The following is a 19,622-nucleotide window of genomic DNA, read 5'->3' as shown; positions in this document are numbered from 1 at the left end:
TCGTAACCACGTGAGGGAGCGCACCGTGACCGACCAGCACGACCACGACGGCCCCGACGCCGCGCTGCGTGCCGACATCCGCCGGCTCGGCACCCTGCTCGGGCAGACGCTGGCCCGCCAGGAGGGTCGGCCGCTGCTCGACCTCGTCGAGGAGATCCGCGCCCAGGTCCGCACCGACGCCCCGGCAGCCGCCCAACGCCTCGGTGGGCTCGACGTGACCACCGGCACCAAGCTGGCCCGCGCCTTCTCCACCTACTTCCACCTCGCCAACATCACCGAGCAGGTGCACCGCGCCCGGGATCTGCGCCGCCGTCGCGCGGTGCAGGGCGGCTGGCTGGACCAGGCCGCCAAGATGATCGCCGAGCGCGGGGTGCCCGCCGAGGAGATCGCCAACGCGGCCCGCCGGCTGGCGGTGCGCCCGGTCTTCACCGCCCACCCGACCGAGGCGGCCCGCCGCTCGATCCTGTCCAAGCTGCGGGCGATCGCCGACGAGTTGGACACCGAGACCGCCAACGCGATCCTCTACGGCGCCAGCGACGAGGGCCCGGCCAACCGTCGGTTGGCCGAGCTGCTCGACCTGATGTGGCAGACCGACGAGCTGCGCCTCGACCGGCCGGACCCGACCGACGAGGCCCGCAACGCCATCTACTACCTGCGTGACCTCTACGCCGAGGCCGCCCCGCAGGTGCTCGACGACCTGGCCGACACGCTGCGCACCCTCGGCGTGGAGACCTCGCCGACGGCCCGGCCGCTGAGCTTCGGCACCTGGATCGGCGGCGACCGCGACGGCAACCCGTTCGTCACCCCGGCGGTCACCCGCGAGGTGCTGACCATCCAGCACGAGCACGGCATCGCGGCCACCGAGAAGGCGATGGATCACCTGATCAACGAGGTCTCGGTCTCCCGCCGGCTGCGCGGGGTGTCGCTTGACCTCTCCGCCAGCCTCGCCGCCGACCTGGACGCGCTGCCCGAGGTGGCGACGCGGTTCCGCCGGGTCAACGCCGAGGAGCCGTACCGGCTCAAGGCGCGCTGCGTGAAGGCGAAGCTCGCCAACACCCGGCAGCGGTTGCGCCAGGGCACCGCGCACGTGCCCGGCCGGGACTACCAGGGCTCCGCCGAGCTGATCGCCGACCTGGATCTGCTGCGCGCCTCGCTGGCCCGCAACTCCGGGCAGCTCACCGCCGTCGGCCGGTTGGCCTCCACCATCCGTACGGTCTCCGCGTTCGGCCTGCACCTGGCGACCATGGACGTCCGGGAGCACGCCGAGGCGCACCACGCGGTGCTCGCCCAGCTCTACGAGGCCGTCGGCGAGGTCTCCGACTATCCGGCGCTGACCCGGCTGGAACGCACCAAGCTGCTGGCCGACGAGCTGACCGGCCGCCGGCCGCTGTCCACCCTCGACACCCCGCTCACCGAGCCCACCCGCAAGACGTTCGACGTGTTCAGCACGATCCGGGAGGCCCAGGACCGGTTCGGCACCGAGGTGATCGAGTCGTACATCATCTCGATGACCATGGGCGTCGACGACGTGCTGGCCGCTGTGGTGCTGGCCCGCGAGGCCGGCCTCGTGGACGTGCACAGCGGGCGGGCCCGGATCGGGTTCGTGCCGCTGCTGGAGACCCCGGCCGAGCTGAACGCCGGTGGCGAACTCCTCGACGACCTGCTGTCGCTGCCCGCGTACCGGGCGCTGGTGAGCGCCCGGGGCGACGTGCAGGAGGTCATGCTCGGCTACTCCGACTCCAACAAGGAGGCCGGGATCACCACCAGCCAGTGGTCGATCCACCGGGCGCAGCGCGCGCTGCGCGACGTGGCCGCCCGGCACGGCGTACACCTGCGGCTGTTCCACGGCCGGGGCGGCACGGTCGGGCGCGGCGGCGGGCCGACGCACGAGGCGATCCTGGCGCAGCCGTACGGCACCCTGGACGGCGCGATCAAGGTGACCGAGCAGGGCGAGGTGATCTCCGACAAGTACACCCTGCCGTCCCTGGCCCGGGAGAACCTGGAACTCACCCTCGCCGCGGTGCTCCAGGCGACCCTGCTGCACACCGCGCCACGGCAGCCGGCCGAGATGTTGGAACGCTGGGACGCCACCATGGACGTGGTCTCCGAGTCGGCGTACCGGTCCTACCGCTCGCTCGTCGAGGACCCGGACCTGCCGGCGTACTTCTGGGCGTCCACCCCCACCGAGCTGCTCGGCGCGCTCAACATCGGCTCCCGGCCGGCGAAGCGCCCGAACACCGGCGCGGGCCTGTCCGGTCTGCGGGCCATCCCGTGGGTGTTCGGGTGGACGCAGACCCGGCAGATCGTGCCGGGTTGGTTCGGCGTGGGCTCCGGGCTGGCCGCCGCCCGCGAGGCCGGCCTGGCGGACGTGCTCGCCGAGATGCACCGCAACTGGCACTTCTTCCGCACGTTCCTGTCGAACGTCGAGATGATGGTGACCAAGACCGACCTGAGCATCGCCCGCCGGTACGTCGAGACCCTGGTCCCGAAGAAGCTGCACCCGATCTTCGAACAGATCGAGCAGGAGTACGAGCTGACCAAGCGGGAGGTGCTGGCGGTGACCGCCTCGCCCGCCCTGCTGGAAAACTCGCCGGTGCTCCAGCGCACCCTCGCCGTACGCGACACCTACCTGGAGCCGCTGCACCATCTCCAGGTGGCGCTGCTGCGGCAGTACCGGGAGTCCGGTGCCGCCGGCCGGGCGGTGGCCACCGCGCCGGGCGGCCGACGCGCGCCGAGCGACGGCACCGCCCTGGAGCGGGCCCTGCTCACCACGGTGAACGGCATCGCCGCCGGAATGCGCAACACCGGCTGATCAGCCAGAACGCGGAACAGGCCCCGGTCGCTGCGACCGGGGCCTGTTCTGTCAGATCACGCAACGACGGTCAGAAGTCGCCACCGCCGAAATCGCCACCGCCGAAGTCCCCGCCACCGAAGCCGCCGCCGCCGAAATCGCCGCCGCCAAAGTCACCACCGGCGTAGTCCCCGCCGCCGAAGTCACCACCCTGGTCACCGCCGAAGTCGCCACCCTGGTCACCGCCGAAGTCCTGGTCGCCGCCGTCACCGCCCTGATCGACACCGTCACCGAAGCCCTCCTGGTAGCCGGCGTCATAGCCGTACCCGGGGTCGGCGAAGGCCGGCGAGAACAGCGCGTCGGCGATCAGGATGCCGCCGAGCACACCGGCGCCGGCGCCCAGCGCCGTCTTCCACCACGGCGTCGAATACCAACCGGCCGGCACCGGCCGACCCTGATAACGCCCACCGGGGTAGTAGTACGGCGTTTCCCGACCGGGCTGCGGGCCGGCCCGGAAGGTCTGCCCCTGCACGTCGACCTCGCGCTCCTTGGTGAGCTGCCCGACGCCGCGTGCGGCGGCAAGCGTCGGCACCTCCGGGCCCGGGTCGATGCCCAGCGCGGTACGCGCCGCCCGGATGTACGCCAGCCCCTCAAGCGCGGTCTCCCGGGCCAGCCCGAACTGGTGCGGGGTGCGCGCCTGCTCCAACTGGGAGCCGGCCGCGTTGTACCGCTCGCCGGCATCGGCAAGCGCCTGACGTACCGCTGGTTCGTCGCCGTGCAGGTTCAGCAACTGGCCGCCGAGGCGCTCGTACCACCGCTGCGCCTCCGCGCGGGCGTCGCCGAGCGCGGTGCGTTGGCGGGCTCCAGCTTGGGCGCGGACGAGCGCCGCGGCGCCCAACGCGCCGACCACCACCACGGCGAGGCAGAGCACAAGTTCCATGTCAACGAACGTACCCCCGCCTCGCACGTCGTACCGGTCTGGCAAGCTCCGGTGATGGACGTCTCGACGCTGCTTGTGGTGATCGTCTGCCTCGGCGCCGGCGGGGCGGTGGGCTGGCTCGCGGCCCGGTCCCGATCGGCGGCCGACATCGCCCGCCTCGATGCCACCCTGGCCGCCACCCGGGAGGGCGAGGGCCGGCTGGAGCAGTCGATGCGGGCGTTGAGTTACGAGGCGACCGCGCAGTCGCAGGAGGCGGTGGCCCGAGCTGTCGCGCCGCTGCACGACACCCTGCGCCGCTACGAGCAGCGGGTGGCCGAGCTGGAGCACGACCGGGTCGACGCGTACGCCGAGCTGCGTGAGCAGGTCCGCTCCATGAACGCGGTCTCCGGTGAGTTGCGCACCGAGACCAAGCAACTGGTGGCGGCGCTGCGCGCACCGCAGGTGCGGGGCCGCTGGGGCGAGCACCAGTTGCGCCGGATCGTCGAGGCGGCCGGGATGTTGGAGCACTGCGACTTCTCCGAGCAGGTCACCGCCGACAACGACGGGCAGGTCGTCCGCCCGGATCTGGTGGTCCGGCTGCACGGCGGCCGATCGGTGGTGGTGGACGCCAAGGCGCCGTTCGACGCGTACCTGACGGCCATGGAGTCCCGCGACGAGCGTGGCCGGGACACCCACCTCGACGCGCACGCCCGCCACCTGCGGGGGCACGTCGACGCCCTCGCCGCCAAGTCGTACTGGTCGGCGTTCGACAACTCACCCGAGTTCGTGGTGCTGTTCGTCCCCGCCGACCCGTTCCTCGACGTCGCGCTCCAGCGGGACCCGACGCTGCTGGAGCACGCCTTCACCCGCAACGTGGTGCTGGCCACGCCGGCGACGCTTGTCGCCCTGCTCCGCACTGTCGCCTACTCGTGGCGGCAGGAGGCGCTGGCCCGTAACGCGCTGGCCGTGCACACCCTCGCCCGCGAGCTGTACGGTCGGCTCTCCACCCTGGGCGACCACGTGGGCAAGCTCGGGTCGTCACTTGCCGGGGCGGTGACCGCCTACAACCGGGCGGTCGGCTCGTTGGAGGCCCGGGTGCTGGTCAGCGCGCGCAAGCTCGCCGAGCTGGGCGTGTCGGACGAGGAGTTGGCCACGCCCGCGCAGGTCGAGTTGACGCCCCGACAGCCGCAGGCGCCCGAGCTGGCCGATCCGGCCGACGACGAGGTCACGGCCCGCTAGCGCGGCCGGTCAGGACCGGTTGGCGTTCGACACGACGAACGGGGTGCCCTGCTGGCAGGTGGTCATCATGCCGGGCTCGGCGCGGCCGGTGACCTCCACCCGCGCACCCGGGGTCAGCACGTCCCGTGGCCCTCCGAGCAGCAGGTAACCGTCGAGCAGTACGCAGTTGGGTTCCACACCGCTCTGCACGGTGCCGGTCAGGGTGGTGGCTCGGACGCCCGGGGGCGTGCTCGGGCCGCCCGGCTTCGGGCTCGACGGCCGGGTGGGCGGTGCGGGGTCGACGATCGACGGGGTGCCGGTCGGGTCGGGCGTGGGCTGGCTGGTCACCGGCTGCGTCCCGGTCGGCGTCGGCGGGGGGTTGCCGCGTCCGGCGTCCTGACTGCCGCAGGCGCTCAGCGCCACGCAGACGGTAAGCGCGCAGACGGCGAGCCGAATGGTCCTCATGCCGGATCTGACGTACGCCGGGTCGAGTTCGTTCCCGTGCTCAGCCGCGCGCCGCCGCGGCCTTCATGTCCCGCTTCAGCTCCTGCGGGAGGGAGAAGGTGAGCCGCTCGTTCGCGGTGGTGATCTCCTCGACGTCGGCGAAGCCCCGGGCGGCGAGGTACGCCAGCACCTCCTGGACCAGGTCGTCCGGGACGCTCGCGCCGGAGGTCAGGCCGACGGTGTTGGCCCCCTCCAGCCAGGCGTCGTCGATCTCGTGGGCGAAGTCGACCAGGTGGCCGGCGCGCGCGCCCGCGTCCAGGGCGACCTCGACCAGGCGGACCGAGTTGGAGGAGTTCGTCGAGCCGACCACGATCACCACGTCGCAGTCGGGGGCGATCTCCTTGACCACGTGCTGCCGGTTGGAGGTGGCGTAGCAGATGTCGTCGCTGGGCGGGGACTGCAACAGGGGCAGTCGCTGCTTGAGCCGGGCCACCGTCTCCAGCGTCTCGTCGACCGAGAGCGTGGTCTGGGACAGCCAGACGACCTTTTCCGGATCCCGGACGGTGATCTTGTCGGCGCCGTCCGGGCCGTCGACCAGTTGGATGTGCGCGGGAGCCTCACCCGCGGTGCCGATGACCTCTTCGTGCCCCTCGTGGCCGATGAGCAGGATGTCGTAGTCCTCGGCGGCGAACCGCTTCGCCTCGTGGTGCACCTTGGTGACCAGCGGGCAGGTCGCGTCGATCGCCTTCAGCGAGCGCGCCCTGGCCTGCTCGTAGACCTCGGGAGCCACGCCGTGCGCGGAGAAGATGACGGTGGACCCCTCCGGCACCTCCTCGTTCTCCTCCACGAAGATCGCGCCCTGGGCCTCCAGGGTCTGCACGACGTGCTTGTTGTGCACGATCTGCTTGCGCACGTAGATCGGGGCGCCGTAGAGCTTCAGCGCCTCCTCGACGGTCTGCACCGCGCGGTCGACGCCAGCGCAGTAGCCGCGGGGCTTCGCCAGGAGCACGCGCTTGCCGGTCCGGGGAGTCGCCTCAGCCTCAGTCACCCGTCCATCGTACGTGCCCCCGGACCGACCCGGTGATCAAGAGGAACGCGCCCGATGCCGACGCAAACTTCTTGATCACCGCGAGGGTCCGTAGGGTGGGCGGGTGACCGAGGGGGCGCGGAGCAGCGCGGAGGAGCCCTGGCCGGTGCGGGTGGTCAGCCAGAAGGTGGGGGCATGGATCGCCAAGCTCGGCTGGGTGTGGGTGGACGGGCAGGTGGCGCAGATCAGCCGCCGCCCCGGGGCCAGCACTGTCTTCCTCACCCTGCGTGACCCGTCGGCCGACCTGAGCCTGACCGTCACCACCAACCGGGACGTGCTGGACGCCGGTGCGCCGGAGCTGCGCGAGGGTGCCCGGGTGGTGCTGCACGCCAAGCCGGAGTTCTACGCCGCCCGGGGCACGTTGAGCCTGCGCGCCGACGAGATCCGCCAGGTGGGGCTCGGTGAGCTGCTGGCCCGACTGGAGAAGCTCAAGAAGCTGCTCGCCGCCGAAGGGCTCTTCGACCGCGCCCGCAAGCGCCGACTGCCGTTCCTGCCCGGCCGGATCGGGCTCATCACCGGGCGCGCGTCGGCGGCGGAGCGGGACGTGCTGACGAATGCCCGGCGACGCTGGCCGGCGGTGGAGTTCCGCACGGTGAACGTGGCCGTGCAGGGGCCGTCCGCGGTGCCGCAGATCGTCGACGCGCTCAGGGTGCTGGACGCCGATCCGACCATCGACGTGATCATCATTGCCCGCGGCGGCGGCGGCATCGAGGACCTGCTGCCCTTCTCCGACGAGGCGCTCTGCCGCGCGGTGTTCGGCTGCCGTACGCCGGTGGTCAGCGCGATCGGTCACGAGACGGACGCGCCCCTGATCGACTACGTCGCCGACGTCCGTGCCTCCACCCCGACCGACGCGGCCAAGCGGGTCGTCCCCGACCTCACCGAGGAGGTACGCCTCATCGGTCAGGCCCGGCACCGCCTGGAACGGGCGGTGCGCAACCTGGTCGATCGGGAGACGCACCGGCTCGACGGGCTGCGTTCCCGGCCGGTGCTGGCCCGACCGCAGGTGATGGTGGAGCATCGGGCGACCGAGCTGACCGCGTTGCGCCAGCGGGCCGGCCGCTGCCTGGAGCACCGCCTCACCGCCGCCGAGGACGACCTGCGCCACACCCTCGCCCGGCTGCGCGCGCTCTCCCCCGCCGCCACCCTCGACCGGGGGTACGCGATCGTGCAGCGCGCCGACGGGCACGTGGTGCGGGCAGCGGCCGAGGTGGGCAAGGGCGACCCGCTGCGGGTACGCCTCGCCGACGGCGAACTGGCCGCTACCGTCGACGGCTGAGTGGCGGCGCGGTGACCTGGCGAGCGGTGTGCTGAGATGGGTGCGATGACTGACGACACGAAGGCCGGGCCGGACGAACGGCTCAGTTACGAGCAGGCCCGCGCCGAGCTGGCCTCGGTGGTTGAGCGGCTGGAGGCCGGCGGCACGTCGCTGGAGGAGTCGCTGGCGCTCTGGGAGCGCGGCGAGGCGCTGGCGGTGATCTGCCAACGCTGGCTGGATGGGGCGCGGGCGCGGATCGACGCCGCCCGGCAGGAGCCCGCTTCCTGACCGACCGCCGGTGGGGCGGCCGGAGCCGCCCCACCCGGACACGTCAGTTGAACAGGCTGTACAGCTCGGCCGGGGCCTCGACGACCTGGCCCGCCGGCGGCTTCTGCGCAGCGGTGGCGGCACCGTAGTCGGAGTACGTCATCTTGATCTCCTGGGCGGCAGTCTGCCCGGCGGCCGGCAACTGCAGCACCAGCTCACTGAGCCGGCCCTGCGGGTCCACCTTCGCGGTGAAGGGAACCGTCTTCGCCTGGGTGCCCAGCGCGGCGATCGTGGCGGCGTTCAGCGAGCCCGCCTCGGCGGCCTTGGTGACGTCGATGGTGCCCGCGTACGCGCCGGTGCCGGTGCTGCGGACCTCGGTGATGCCCTGGGTCAGCACCGCGCTGCCGGCCGGGTCGACCTTGTCGAAGTCGAAGCCGAGGTTGCGGTTGCCCTTGATCCGGGCCTGGTCGAGGTGCTGGTACTTGCCGAGGTTGAGCTGCTTGATGGCGGGCAGGCTGTCGGCGGTGGGGCCGGTCAGCTCCAGCTTCACCCAGCTGTCCGGCTTGAAGTGGATCACGTCGAGCTTCATCGCCAGGTCGGACGAGGGACCGCCGATGGCGACCTTCATCTCCGCGCTCTGGCTCGGTTGGTGCACCTGGCCCTCGACGGTCGAGCCGGCGCCCGCGAGGGTGAACCGGAAGTTGCCGCTGCTGATCTCCTTGGTGGAGTCCAGCAGGGCCTGCTTGGCGTCGCCCGCCGCCGGGGCACCGGAGGGGCTGGCCGTGCCGGACGCGGTCACCGTCGGGGACGCGGTCGATCCGGCGGTGCCGGTCGTCCCGTCGCCGCAGGCAGCCAGGGCGGGCGTGAACAGAGCGGCGGCTACCAGGCCGGCGCCGAGTCGTCGAACAGTCATAGTGTCTCCCAAGAGGGTCACCCGACGGCCTGGACGGCGCCGGAAACCGGGCGACGCGACAGCACCGTCGGCCGCGCCGCGCGACCCGGGCCGAGCAGCGCGCCCGGGGTCACTCCCTCTCTGTTCCCTGTTGGCGCGTCGGACAATCACCCTTGTGTCCGATTGCCTCCGCGACCATCGCGGAAGCAACCCTTCACCGCCACCGGATCCGTCGATCGGTCCAGCCCGCTCAGTGCAGCGAGCCGGCCAACTCGCGTAGTTCGTTGTCCCGGGCATCGCCGACGACGATCACCGTGCGGGTCGGTTCCAGCAGGACCAGCGCCTGCTGGTTACCCCGGGCCGCGTAGAGCTGCCAGGTCCGCCCGGCCAGCTCGGTGGGGCCCTGGGGCTGACCCTGGTCGGTCAACTCGGCGGGGAGCAGCCGCTCGGCCGGCACACTGCTCTGCAGGAGTTGGACGCCTCGCCCCTCCGGTGTGAGATAGCCGATACGCAGGTTCGCACCGCCGTCGACGGTCTGGTAGCGGGCGCTCACCGTCGACCAGTCGGAGCCGAGCCCCTCCGGCTGGCTCACCGGAAACGCGTTCGCCGAGCGGGCCTGCTCGATGGCCGGGGCCGGATCGACGGTCGTGGCCTGGTCACCACCGAGAAAGCCGCGGTAGAACGCCAGCAGCAGCGCGATCGGGACGAGCAGCACCAGCAGCGAGATCGCCATGTCCTTCGGCGACCGCTCGGATCTGGCGGACTGCACCCGCGGCGGTGGCGTCGGGTCATCGCCGGCGGGTTCACCGCCGGACACGACTGGGACGTCGACCGGCGGCTGACCGTCGGGTGGCGTGCGGTCGGCGGGTGCGCGGTCGGCTGGCTGTGCGGGTTCCACCCCGTTATCTTCGCAGCCGCCCGACCGGCGGTATCCAGGCCATCACCGCCCCGCGCCAACGCCCGGTCGGCCATCGTGTGAGGATCAGCGACAGAGCCGGCAGTGGGGACCGCCCCGCCGCCGGTCGTCCCCGCACCGTCGCGAGGAGGAGCAGCCGTCATGACCAACACCAGGACGCGGATCCCACAGGATCTCGACCGAAACCTCGCCCTCGACCTGGTCCGGGTCACCGAGGCCGCCGCCATGGCGGCCGGCCGGTGGGTGGGCCGGGGCGACAAGGAGGGCGGCGACGGCGCGGCCGTCGACGCCATGCGCAAGCTGATCAACTCGATCCAGATGCGTGGCGTGGTGGTGATCGGCGAGGGCGAGAAGGACAACGCCCCGATGCTCTTCAACGGCGAACACGTCGGCGACGGCACCGGCCCGGAGGTGGACGTCGCCGTCGACCCGGTCGACGGCACCACCCTGATGAGCAAGGGCATGCCGAACGCCGTCGCGGTGCTCGCCGTCTCCGAGCGGGGTGCGATGTTCGACCCCAGCGCCGTCTTCTACATGGAGAAGCTCGCCGTCGGGCCGGCGTACGCCGATGTGGTGGACATCAACGCCGGGGTGGCCGAGAACCTGCGCCGGATCGCGAAGGTCAAGGGCACCGACGTCTCCGAGGTGACGGTCTGTGTGCTGGACCGCAGCCGCCACGACGACCTGGTCGCACAGATCCGCCGGACCGGGGCGGGCATCCGGTTCATCTCCGACGGCGACATCGCGGGCTCCATCGCGGCGGCGCGGGGCGAGTCGGAGGTCGACGTGCTGATGGGCATCGGCGGCACCCCGGAGGGCATCATCTCCGCGTGCGCCCTGAAGTGCATGGGCGGCGCGATGCAGGCCAAGCTCTGGCCGCGCGACGAGCAGGAACGGGAGAAGGCGCTCGCCGCCGGGCACGACCTGGACCGGGTGCTGGGCACCGATGATCTGGTCACCGGTGACAACTGCTTCTTCGTGGCGACCGGCGTCACCTCCGGAGATCTGCTGCGCGGGGTGCGGTACCGGGCCGGCGGCGCGTACACCCAGTCGATCGTGATGCGGTCGAAGAGCGGCACCATCCGGGTGATCGACTCGTATCACCGGCTGGAGAAGCTGGCGCTCTACTCCGCCGTCGACTTCGACGGTCGTCCGCTGGCTGAGCAGGAGTGACAGCCACCAACACGGAGACACCGCAGGTCCTGTCGGCCGCCCGCCGGATCACCGGCGTCGCGCTGGCGTCCGTCTCCGGGGTCGCGGTGGCGGTGCAGTCCCGCATCAACGGCGAGTTGGGGGTACGCCTCGCCGACGGCTTCGCCGCCGCGGTCGTCTCGTTCGGCATCGGCCTGGTGGTGCTCCTGGTGCTGGTGCCCGCCACCGCCGCCGGGCGGCGGGGTCTGGTCGGGGTGCGGCGCGCGCTCGCGACGGGCACGCTGCGGCCGTGGCAGTGCCTCGGTGGCATGTGCGGGGCGTTCCTGGTGGCCTCCCAGGGCCTCACCATCGGTACGTTGGGCGTCGCGGTCTTCACCGTGGCCGTGGTCGCCGGCCAGTCCGGCAGCAGCCTCGCCGTGGACCGGGCCGGCATCGGTCCGACCGGCCGGCAGCCGGTGACCCGGCAACGACTGGCCGGCGCGGTCCTCACCGTGCTCGCGGTCGGCCTGGCGGTCGGCGACCGGCTCGGTGCTCCGGGCACGCTGGCGCTGGCCCTGCTGCCGCTTGTCGCCGGGGTGGGCACCGCCTGGCAGCAGGCGGTCAACGGGCGGGTCCGGGCGGCGGCCGACAGCGCGTTGACCGCGACGCTCGTCAACTTCGCCGTCGGCACCGCCACCCTGCTCGTCGCGTTCGCCATCGACATCGCGGTACGCGGTTGGCCGACCGGCCACCTGCCGAGCGAGCCGTGGCTCTACCTGGGCGGCCCGATCGGCATCGTGTTCATCGCGATCGCCGCCGCGATCGTGCGGTTCACCGGGGTGCTCCTGCTCGGCCTGGCCACCATCGCCGGCCAGATCGTGGGGGCGGTCCTGCTGGACCTGGTGCTGCCCACGGCGGCCTCCCACCCAGGCCCGAACACCCTGCTCGGCGCCGCGCTGACCATGGTGGCGGTGCTGATCGCCGCGTTGGCGCCACCGGCCCGCCCACTGACCGGCCCGGCCGCCGACCGACCCGCCCGCTGACCGACCTCCGCGCAGATCAGACCCCCACGCTGGCGGCACTGCGCCGAACGTGTCTCGATCCGGACACGGGTCGGTCGGAGTCCGATACCGACGGTCAGCCGGCGTCGGAGGAGTGCCCCGGGAAGAGGTGGGCGCTCGGGTCGATGGCCACTGCCGCGTTGTTGACAGCCGTCGCGGCCTCGCCGAAGCCGGTGGCGATCAACCGCACCTTGCCCGGGTATTCGGTGATGTCACCCGCCGCGAAGACCCGGGGCAGGTTTGTCGCCATCGCGCTGTCCACCAGGATGTGCCGGCGGTCCAGGCGCAGCCCCCACTCGGCGAGCGGGCCCAGGTCGGCGGTGAAGCCCAGCGCGGCGACCACGGTGTCCACCGGCAGCGTCTCGGTGGCACCACCGCGTACGGTCACCTCGGCGGCGGTCACCGCGCCCTCCCCGATCAGCCGGCTGACCTCGGCGTTGACCATCACCCGCACCGGCAGGGACAGCACCCGGGCCACCGTCGAGGCGTGCGCCCGGAACTTTTCCCGGCGGTGCACCAGGGTCACCGAACGGGCAAGTGGTTGCAGCGCCAACGCCCAGTCGAACGCGGAGTCGCCACCACCGACGATCAGCACGTCCCGGTCGGCAAGCGCGGCCGGCTCGGTGACGAAGTAGACGATCCCGGTGCCGGGAGCGCCGTCGGCGCACGGCAGCGGCCGAGGGCTGAAGCTGCCGAGCCCACCGGTGACCACCACCGCCCCACACCCGAGCTGCTCGCCCCCGGCCAGGCCGAGCACCGGGCGGTCGTCGGCGTACGAGAGTTTCTCGGCACGGGTGTTGAGCAGGTACTCGGGTGCGAAAGGGGCGGCCTGTGCGACCAGGTTCGCCACCAGGTCCCGCCCCTTGACGGCGGGGAAGCCGGCCACGTCGAGGATCAACTTTTCCGGGTACATGGCGGTGACCTGACCGCCGGGCTCAGGCAGCGCGTCGATCACCGCCACCGACAGACCCCGGAACCCGGCGTAGTACGCGGCGAAGAGACCGGCCGGACCGGCCCCGATCACGGCGATATCGACCTCACGCATGGCGTACCGTCGCTTTCCGCTTACGGATCAACGCTTGCTGATCTCGACCGTAGGCGGGTGGCGGCGGTCCGGCAAGCACGTCTCAGGGGCGCGCCGGAGAATTGGTCAGGGCAGGCTGAGTGTGGACCCGAAATGGTCCGGCCCGTCCACCGTCGGGCGTCGGCGACGGAACAGGATCGCCGCCACCACCCCGCCGAGCAGGCCGAACAGGTGGCCCTGCCAGGAGATCCGCTCGTCGGTGGGGAGGATGCCGACCAGTTGCCAGCCGTAGAGCAGGCCGACCAACAGGAAGACCGCGAAGTTCCACCAGCTGCGTTCGACGATGCCCCGGGTGAGCAGGATGCCCAGGTAGCCGAAGATGACGCCGCTGGCGCCGACCACCACCGAGTTGGGCGAGCCGGTGAACCAGACGCCGAGCCCGCTGACCAGGATGATGACCAGGGTCGACCAGAGGAAGCGGCGGGCGCCGGCCGCCAGGACGAACGTGCCCAGCAGGATCAGCGGAATGCTGTTGCTGTAGAGGTGGTCGAAGCCGTGGTGCAGGAACGGGGAGAAGAAGACCCCGTCCAACCCTTCGATGCGCTGCGGGATGATGCCGGCGTTGGCGTCCAGGCCGAAAGCGAGCCCCTGGTCGACGGCCTCGATGAGGAAGAGGAACGGGACCACCGCGCACATGGCGACGAACGCCCGGCCGAGCGCGGCGTAGAACGCCTCGGTGCCGAACCGGAAGGGGTCGCCGCTTGACGGGTGCAGGGTCACCTGACAACTGCTATCAGCAAAAGCGGCCGACCGCCACTCGCATCCCGTCCGGAGTACGCGCGAAGGCGGGGCGAGTGGAGAGCCACCCGCCCCGCCTTCGGAAGCCGTCAGTAGTGGTTGTTGTTCTGGAAGTAGGTCCAGGCACCACAGGGCGTCTTGTACTTGCCCTTGACGTAGCCCAGCCCCCACTTGATCTGGGTGGCGGGGTTGGTCTGCCAGTCCGACGCGATGGCGCTCATCTTGTTGCCCGGGTACGCCTGGGGGATGCCGTACGCGCCGGACGAGGAGTTGCGGGCCTTGTGGTTCCAGCCGCTCTCCTTGGTCCAGAGCTTCTCCAGGCAGGGGAACTCGGCGATGCCGAAGCCCGCGTCGATCATCAGGGCGCAGCCGGTCTTGCGGTTGCCGCTGTACTCCTCGCAGGACGCCGGGATGGGCCCGTCGTACGGCTTGGCGGGCGCGTTGGCGGCTTCGCGCTCGCGCTTGCGGGACGCCGCGGCGGCCTCGGCCTTGCGGGCTCGTTCGGCGGCTTCCTTCGCGGCCTGCGCCGCCCGCAGCTTGGCCTGGTACTCGGCGGCCCGCTGCTTGGAGAACTGCACCTGGTGGGCGGCCTGCCGCTCGCGCTGGTACGCGAGGTCGGCCTGGTCGACCTCGCGGCTGACCTGCTCGGTCAGCCCCTGTTGCTGGGTTTCCCGGTCTTCGCCCAGGTAGAAGCCACCGGCAACGCCCACGGAGAGCAGCGCTACAGCAGCCGTACGGGCGCCCAACCGGCTCCACAGCCGACTCACGAAGTGGTCCCTTCGTCGGGGGCATGGACGCGGCGCGGCGCGGCCACAGGTGGACCGTCAACCGTGCCACGAGCGCCCCGACCGTCTGCCGGTCGCGCCGACGCACCGACCGCCGCCGATGTCGTCCGTCTCGCGACGTTCGATCATCAACGATCCCGGTGGCGCGTGGACGCTCGTGGGACACGATTGCGCACAGTGAGGCTGATGGGAAACCAACCACGCTGTTTGTGATCTGCACCACACTAAATATGCGGACAAACCCCCACATAAGCACCCGTCAGATCGGGATGTCCTCCAGGAGATCCGTGACCATCGCGGCGATCGGCGACCGCTCCGACCGGCTGAGGGTGACGTGGGCGAACAGCGGATGACCCTTGAGCGCCTCGATGACAGCGGTCACCCCGTCGTGCCGGCCGACCCGCAGATTGTCCCGCTGGGCCACATCGTGCGTGAGCACCACCCGGGAGCCCTGGCCGATCCGGGACAGCACTGTCAACAGCACCCCGCGCTCCAACGACTGGGCCTCGTCCACGATCACGTAGGCGTCGTGCAGGCTGCGCCCCCGGATGTGGGTCAGCGGCAGCACCTCCAGGATGCCCCGCGAGGTGACCTCCTCCAGCACGTTCTCGTGCACCACAGCGCCGAGCGTGTCGAAGACCGCCTGGGCCCACGGCGACATCTTCTCCGACTCGGACCCGGGCAGGTAGCCCAACTCCTGGCCGCCGACGGCGTACAGCGGGCGGAACACGATCACCTTCTTGTGCCGGCGGCGCTCCATCACCGCCTCCAGCCCGGCGCAGAGCGCCAACGCCGACTTGCCGGTGCCGGCCCGGCCGCCCAGCGACACGATCCCGATCGACTCGTCGAGCAGCAGGTCGAGGGCGATGCGCTGCTCGGCCGAGCGGCCGTGCAACCCGAACGCCTCCCGGTCGCCCCGGACCAGCCGGACCGACTTGTCCGGCAGCACCCGCCCGAGCGCCGAACCACGCCCCGAGTGCAGCACCAGGCCGGTGTGGCAGGGCAGACCCGCCGCCTCGTCCAGGTCGAGCGTCTCGCCGGCGTACAGCGACCCGATCTGCTCCTCGGTCAACTCCAGCTCGGACATGCCGGTCCAGGTCGGGTCGCTGGCCTGACCGTGGCGGTACTCGTCGGCGCGCAGGCCCACCGAGGCAGCCTTGACCCGCAGCGGCATGTCCTTGCTGACCAGTGTCACCTCCCGCCCCTCGGCGGCGAGGTTGAGCGCGACGGAGAGGATCCGGGCGTCGTTGCTCTCGGTCCGGAAACCGGGCGGCAGCACGCCGTCGTCGGTGTGGTTGAGCTCCACCCGCAGGGTGCCACCGGCGTCGTTGGCGGGTACCGGACGGTCGAGTCGGCCGTGCCGGACCCGGAGGTCGTCCAACATCCGGAGCGACTGCCGGGCGAACCAGCCCAGCTCCGGATGGTGCCGCTTGCCTTCCAGCTCGGTGATGACCACCAGAGGCAGCACCACCTCGTGCTCGGCGAACCGGTGGAACGCCGCCGGATCGGAGAGCAGCACTGACGTGTCCAGGACAAAGGCCTGGCCGGCTGGTCGCGGCTCCTTCGGGTCGGCCGGCGCGGCAGCCGCCGTACGGCGGCTCCTGGTGGCACGGCGGGTCGTGGCAGTCGCGGCCGGGGTCTGGTCGGCACCGGCGGTGGTACGGCGAGTCGTCACAGGCCTGCTCCGACGGATGGGCACCCGCCACCCGTGTTCCGCCTCCTCCGGTGCCCGGGGACACGGGGTCGGATGCGGAACCCCATGCGCGAGGTCGCAGATCCGGGCGGACCGGCTGGCTCGGGAGAACCCCGTGCCATGCCTAGACGCTAGCCCCGCCGGACCCTTCCGGCTAGTGGCCGGACGTGGATCTCCCGAGTCGGGTGTCCGCACACCCGTTCGCCGAGGCCCGCACCAGCGCGGATGTGGGCGAACGGGCGCGGCGGAACCGGCCGGGATGCATGCCCCCTGCGCGCACCCCGGCCGGTTGGGGTCACCGTCACCGGTCTGACGTGACCCCGACGGTGCGTGTCCGCCGCGGACGACGCACCGCGTCGGTGGTGCCGGCCGGCGGGCCCGTGCCCGCCGACCGACCTCAACCGGTCCGTCGAACGAGCGTGCCGGTCGGGTGCCGCCCGGTGATCGGGGCGGCCGGCGCGCTGAACGACGAGCCGGTGTACGTGGTGCCGGGGCGGGCGACGGTGCTGGCCGAACGGACGACGCCCGCCGGGGAGACCGACAAGGCGGAGGCGATCGCGGCCTGGGCGTCGCGGCGACGCCGGTTCCAGGCGCCCCGGTCACCGTCGAAGTAGCCCTGCCGGTAGCCGAAGCGGTAGCCGATGCGGTAGCTGAGCTGCCCGTGCAACCGGCCGGCCGCGTAGCTGGTCGCGCCGAGCACCAGGACGAGGAACACCGCGAGGAACGGGCTCATCGGGCGACCGCCCGGCCCGGAAGCCCGGTCATCGCTCCTCCGGCTCGATCGTGGTGGGATCCGCGACGAGCAGCCGGTCCAGGTCGTCGGTGCTGACCTCCTCGACCAGCTCGACGCTGATCCGGCAGCCGTCCAGCACGATCTCGGCCACCGAGGACCGGCGGATCTCGCCGCCGGCGTCGTAGACCCGGACGCTCAGCTCCGGGCAGCCGAGATGGGTACGCCAGGCGTTCCACTCGGCGCGGTCGCCGACGCTCAGCGACAGATAGCGGCAGCCTCGGGCGAGGTAGAGGCGCCAGGGGGCGGTCAGCCCCGCGGCCACCCCCTCGGCAATCAGCCCGAAGGCCTGGGCGCGGGTGGCGAGCTCGGTCACCACACCCCCTCGGAACCGGGGGCGTGACGCATGTGAGCACCAATCGTCTCATGCACGTGACACACCGTAGATTGTCCCATGGGCGTGACAGTATCAGCTTTTCGTCCGCTTACGCTCGTCACTACGGGCATCTATTCTGCCCGCGTGACACCCCTCAACAGTGGCGCTGAATCGTTTACCGGAAATCCGAAGATCCCGTCACGTATGCGTGACAGTGGCGAGCCGGGGCGCGCGCTCGCCGCCGGCTGGCCGTACCGTCACGGAGTGACCGAGACGGCCAATGCGCGGAAGATCGCCTTCGCCACCTTCGTCCGCCGCGCCCTGGACGAAGCCCGAGCGACCCGAGCCTGGAGCGGCACCGAGGTGTCCCGGCGCACCGGCGTCTCCCGGCAGACCATCAACCGGTGGGTCCGGGGCGACTGGGCCAGCGACCCGGAAGCCGAACGGGTGGTCGCCTTCTGCGAGGGCCTGGGGCTGAATCCGGCGGCCGCCTTCGCCGCGCTCGGCTGGGACCGCACCGCGGCCGGCCCCCGCAGCGGCCAGCCCGCCCCTCCGATGGACCCGGACGTGGAGGCTCTGCTCCGCCGCCTGGTCGACCCCAACGTCTCGGACGCGGAGAAGTTCCACATCCGTGAAACCATCAGATATCTCGCATACCGCCCAACGTTGCCGGTCGATGTCCGAAATAGAGGCAATCAAGCAGGCTAGTTCCTCAGATGGCGAAAGAACGCCTGGTCGGGTTTATTCGTTTGCCTCCGGGGCCGGAACGGGCACGCTAGCGTCCCTACTCGTACTGCTTGGGCTCGTCATCGGCGGGGGGACGGGACAAGGCCGAACCCAGCCCTGCGGGACATAAGGAGGGGTCTGTCCATGACCCTGAAGTGGTTGGCAGTCGTGGTCGCGACGGTGTCGATGACACTGTGGGCGACCGGCAACGCGGTGACCCTCGCGGTCAACGGCGGGCAGCTTCCGCTGCTCGTCAACCTCTTTGTACTCATCACCGCCGGTACCGCGGTCGTCCTGGCCGTCGTCGCCGAGCTGCACGAGCGGATGAACGACCGGATCAGCGCGCTCACCGAGTTCCTGGTGGCACGACTCAACGAGATCGAGAACCACACCGGCGATCGCAATACCGGGTTCGTGGAGGGCTACCTGTTGAGCCACGGCCAGGACGCGGCGGTGGTGCCGTTCGGTCGGCGCGGACGAGGAGCCGCCGAACGCTGATCGCCTACCGCCCAACGGGTCCGCTCGGCCAGGAATGAGCCTTCATCGCCGGGGTACGCTGACGCGCGTGCCGCCGTTGAATCTGGGCAATCACCAGCCGACAACTCCGTTGAACGCCGACCAGGCCTGGCGGACCACCGCCACCCGGGCGGCCGGGACCGTGCTCTTCTTCGACTTCGACGGCACGCTCGCGCCCGTCGACGACGATCCGACCGCGGTACGCCCGGCGCCCAAGGCGTTGGCCGCGATCGAGGCGCTGGCCCCGGTCGTGCAGCGGGTCGCGATCGTCTCCGCCCGGCCCGTCGAGTTCCTTCGGGAACAGCTCGGCGGGCTCACCGGCGTGGACCTCTACGGCCTCTACGGGCTGGAGCACAGCCACTCCGGCGGCGAGACGGTGACCGAGCCGGCCGCGCTGCCCTGGGTGCCGACGATGGCGGAGCTGGCCGACCTCGCCCGAGCGGAGCTGCCGCCCGGCACGCTCGTGGAATACAAGCGGCTCTCCGTCGCACTGCACTGGCGTACCGCCCCACAGCTCGGCCCGACCGTGCAGCAGTGGGGGCAGGCACAGGCCGACCGGCTGGGGCTGCGCGTCCAGGCCGGGCGGATGGTGCTGGAGCTCAAACCGCCTGTCGACCGGGACAAGGGCATGGTGATCGGCGAGGCGATCAAGGGCGCCACCGGCGCCTGGTATTTCGGTGACGACGTCTCGGACATCAAGGCCTTCGCCGCACTGCGCGCCCGCGCCGCCGCCGACCCGGATTTCCTCGGCGTCTGCGTGGCCGTGGCCAACCCGGAGACCGGCCACGAGGTGGCAAACGCCGCCGACCTGACGATCGAGTCCCCGGCCGCCCTGGGTGACTTCCTCACCCAGGCGCTCACCCACCTGCCCTGACCGACCGGCCCCGCGGCGACTGGACGCGATCCGGGGTTGGGTCGCCGGCGGGCCGCTGGAGGGGCGCAGCTACACCGAGATCGTCGCCTCGCCGGAGGCCCAGACGATGATCGACG

20 protein-coding genes are annotated in these 19,622 nt (G+C 71.7%); 9 read left to right on the top strand and 11 right to left on the bottom strand.

All coding sequences use genetic code 11. The annotated features are described in order from the left end of the window. Nucleotides 1-25: 25 nt before the first annotated feature. Entirely contained in the window at nucleotides 26-2,812 is a 2,787-nt protein-coding gene (gene ppc, locus AB0F61_RS01610; RefSeq protein WP_357802157.1) for a phosphoenolpyruvate carboxylase, read from the top strand. A gap of 70 nt (nucleotides 2,813-2,882) precedes the next feature. On the opposite strand, the gene AB0F61_RS01605 is transcribed toward ppc, so the two are convergent. Beyond that, nucleotides 2,883-3,731, bottom strand: coding sequence for a hypothetical protein (locus AB0F61_RS01605; protein ID WP_357802154.1), 849 nt, complete (start codon nucleotides 3,729-3,731; stop codon nucleotides 2,883-2,885). Nucleotides 3,732-3,785: 54 nt separating this feature from the next. Between AB0F61_RS01605 and AB0F61_RS01600 the strand changes: the two genes are divergently transcribed. Further along, entirely contained in the window at nucleotides 3,786-4,949 is a 1,164-nt protein-coding gene (locus AB0F61_RS01600) for a DNA recombination protein RmuC (RefSeq protein WP_357802151.1), read from the top strand. Between the two features lie 9 nt (nucleotides 4,950-4,958). Here the strand turns inward: AB0F61_RS01600 and AB0F61_RS01595 are convergent, their stop codons facing one another. Together AB0F61_RS01595 and AB0F61_RS01590 are read right to left on the bottom strand one after the other, a co-directional pair. Then, nucleotides 4,959-5,393 (bottom strand): hypothetical protein, encoded by a 435-nt coding sequence (locus tag AB0F61_RS01595; protein ID WP_357802148.1) that lies wholly within the window; start codon nucleotides 5,391-5,393, stop codon nucleotides 4,959-4,961. A gap of 40 nt (nucleotides 5,394-5,433) precedes the next feature. Continuing rightward, complete coding sequence (locus AB0F61_RS01590; RefSeq protein WP_357802146.1) at nucleotides 5,434-6,420, bottom strand: 4-hydroxy-3-methylbut-2-enyl diphosphate reductase; 987 nt, start codon at nucleotides 6,418-6,420, stop codon at nucleotides 5,434-5,436. A gap of 103 nt (nucleotides 6,421-6,523) precedes the next feature. Here AB0F61_RS01590 and xseA point away from each other — a divergent pair, with 103 nt between their 5' ends. Next, nucleotides 6,524-7,738 carry an exodeoxyribonuclease VII large subunit gene (gene xseA, locus AB0F61_RS01585; RefSeq protein ID WP_357802144.1) on the top strand — a complete coding sequence of 405 codons (1,215 nt, stop codon included), beginning with the start codon at nucleotides 6,524-6,526 and terminating at the stop codon, nucleotides 7,736-7,738. Between the two features lie 45 nt (nucleotides 7,739-7,783). Continuing rightward, nucleotides 7,784-8,005, top strand: coding sequence for an exodeoxyribonuclease VII small subunit (locus AB0F61_RS01580; protein WP_030328827.1), 222 nt, complete (start codon nucleotides 7,784-7,786; stop codon nucleotides 8,003-8,005). A 43-nt stretch (nucleotides 8,006-8,048) separates the two neighbouring features. Here the strand turns inward: AB0F61_RS01580 and AB0F61_RS01575 are convergent, their stop codons facing one another. Then, nucleotides 8,049-8,897, bottom strand: coding sequence for a hypothetical protein (locus AB0F61_RS01575; RefSeq protein WP_357802141.1), 849 nt, complete (start codon nucleotides 8,895-8,897; stop codon nucleotides 8,049-8,051). Between the two features lie 229 nt (nucleotides 8,898-9,126). After that, nucleotides 9,127-9,774 carry a DUF4245 domain-containing protein gene (locus tag AB0F61_RS01570; RefSeq protein WP_357802139.1) on the bottom strand — a complete coding sequence of 216 codons (648 nt, stop codon included), beginning with the start codon at nucleotides 9,772-9,774 and terminating at the stop codon, nucleotides 9,127-9,129. A gap of 159 nt (nucleotides 9,775-9,933) precedes the next feature. Here AB0F61_RS01570 and glpX point away from each other — a divergent pair, with 159 nt between their 5' ends. Beyond that, the gene (gene glpX / locus AB0F61_RS01565) at nucleotides 9,934-10,965 is read left to right on the top strand and encodes a class II fructose-bisphosphatase (protein ID WP_357802137.1); all 1,032 of its coding nucleotides are present in this window, start codon (nucleotides 9,934-9,936) and stop codon (nucleotides 10,963-10,965) included. After that, nucleotides 10,962-11,966 (top strand): DMT family transporter, encoded by a 1,005-nt coding sequence (locus AB0F61_RS01560; RefSeq protein WP_357802136.1) that lies wholly within the window; start codon nucleotides 10,962-10,964, stop codon nucleotides 11,964-11,966. The genes glpX and AB0F61_RS01560 overlap by 4 nt, the downstream gene beginning before the upstream one ends. A 94-nt stretch (nucleotides 11,967-12,060) precedes the next feature. Here the strand turns inward: AB0F61_RS01560 and AB0F61_RS01555 are convergent, their stop codons facing one another. From AB0F61_RS01555 to AB0F61_RS01530, 6 genes are all read right to left on the bottom strand, one after another. Then, a complete protein-coding gene (locus AB0F61_RS01555) occupies nucleotides 12,061-13,029 on the bottom strand; it encodes an NAD(P)/FAD-dependent oxidoreductase (protein ID WP_357802134.1) in 969 nt (322 codons plus the stop codon). A 105-nt stretch (nucleotides 13,030-13,134) separates the two neighbouring features. Continuing rightward, on the bottom strand, nucleotides 13,135-13,788 hold the full coding sequence (locus AB0F61_RS01550) for a rhomboid family intramembrane serine protease (protein WP_357802131.1): 654 nt from the start codon (nucleotides 13,786-13,788) through the stop codon (nucleotides 13,135-13,137). 107 nt (nucleotides 13,789-13,895) lie between these two features. Next, complete coding sequence (locus AB0F61_RS01545; RefSeq protein ID WP_357802128.1) at nucleotides 13,896-14,573, bottom strand: lytic transglycosylase domain-containing protein; 678 nt, start codon at nucleotides 14,571-14,573, stop codon at nucleotides 13,896-13,898. A gap of 277 nt (nucleotides 14,574-14,850) precedes the next feature. Further along, nucleotides 14,851-16,266 (bottom strand): PhoH family protein, encoded by a 1,416-nt coding sequence (locus AB0F61_RS01540; protein ID WP_357802125.1) that lies wholly within the window; start codon nucleotides 16,264-16,266, stop codon nucleotides 14,851-14,853. Between the two features lie 415 nt (nucleotides 16,267-16,681). After that, nucleotides 16,682-17,017, bottom strand: coding sequence for a hypothetical protein (locus tag AB0F61_RS01535; protein ID WP_357076516.1), 336 nt, complete (start codon nucleotides 17,015-17,017; stop codon nucleotides 16,682-16,684). Nucleotides 17,018-17,045: 28 nt separating this feature from the next. After that, nucleotides 17,046-17,390, bottom strand: a complete 345-nt coding sequence (locus AB0F61_RS01530; RefSeq protein ID WP_354995764.1) for a hypothetical protein — start codon at nucleotides 17,388-17,390, stop codon at nucleotides 17,046-17,048. A gap of 264 nt (nucleotides 17,391-17,654) precedes the next feature. Here AB0F61_RS01530 and AB0F61_RS01525 point away from each other — a divergent pair, with 264 nt between their 5' ends. From AB0F61_RS01525 to otsB, 3 genes are all read left to right on the top strand, one after another. After that, nucleotides 17,655-18,098, top strand: coding sequence for an XRE family transcriptional regulator (locus AB0F61_RS01525; protein WP_355027993.1), 444 nt, complete (start codon nucleotides 17,655-17,657; stop codon nucleotides 18,096-18,098). A 162-nt stretch (nucleotides 18,099-18,260) separates the two neighbouring features. Next, nucleotides 18,261-18,614 (top strand): hypothetical protein, encoded by a 354-nt coding sequence (locus AB0F61_RS01520; RefSeq protein WP_357802121.1) that lies wholly within the window; start codon nucleotides 18,261-18,263, stop codon nucleotides 18,612-18,614. 67 nt (nucleotides 18,615-18,681) lie between these two features. After that, on the top strand, nucleotides 18,682-19,506 hold the full coding sequence (gene otsB, locus AB0F61_RS01515) for a trehalose-phosphatase (protein WP_357802118.1): 825 nt from the start codon (nucleotides 18,682-18,684) through the stop codon (nucleotides 19,504-19,506). Nucleotides 19,507-19,622: the final 116 nt, after the last annotated feature.

The organism is Micromonospora sp. NPDC023888 (assembly GCF_040639415.1).
In the GTDB taxonomy this organism is placed as follows: domain Bacteria; phylum Actinomycetota; class Actinomycetes; order Mycobacteriales; family Micromonosporaceae; genus Micromonospora.
This window is presented reverse-complemented; position numbering and strand designations above follow the sequence as displayed.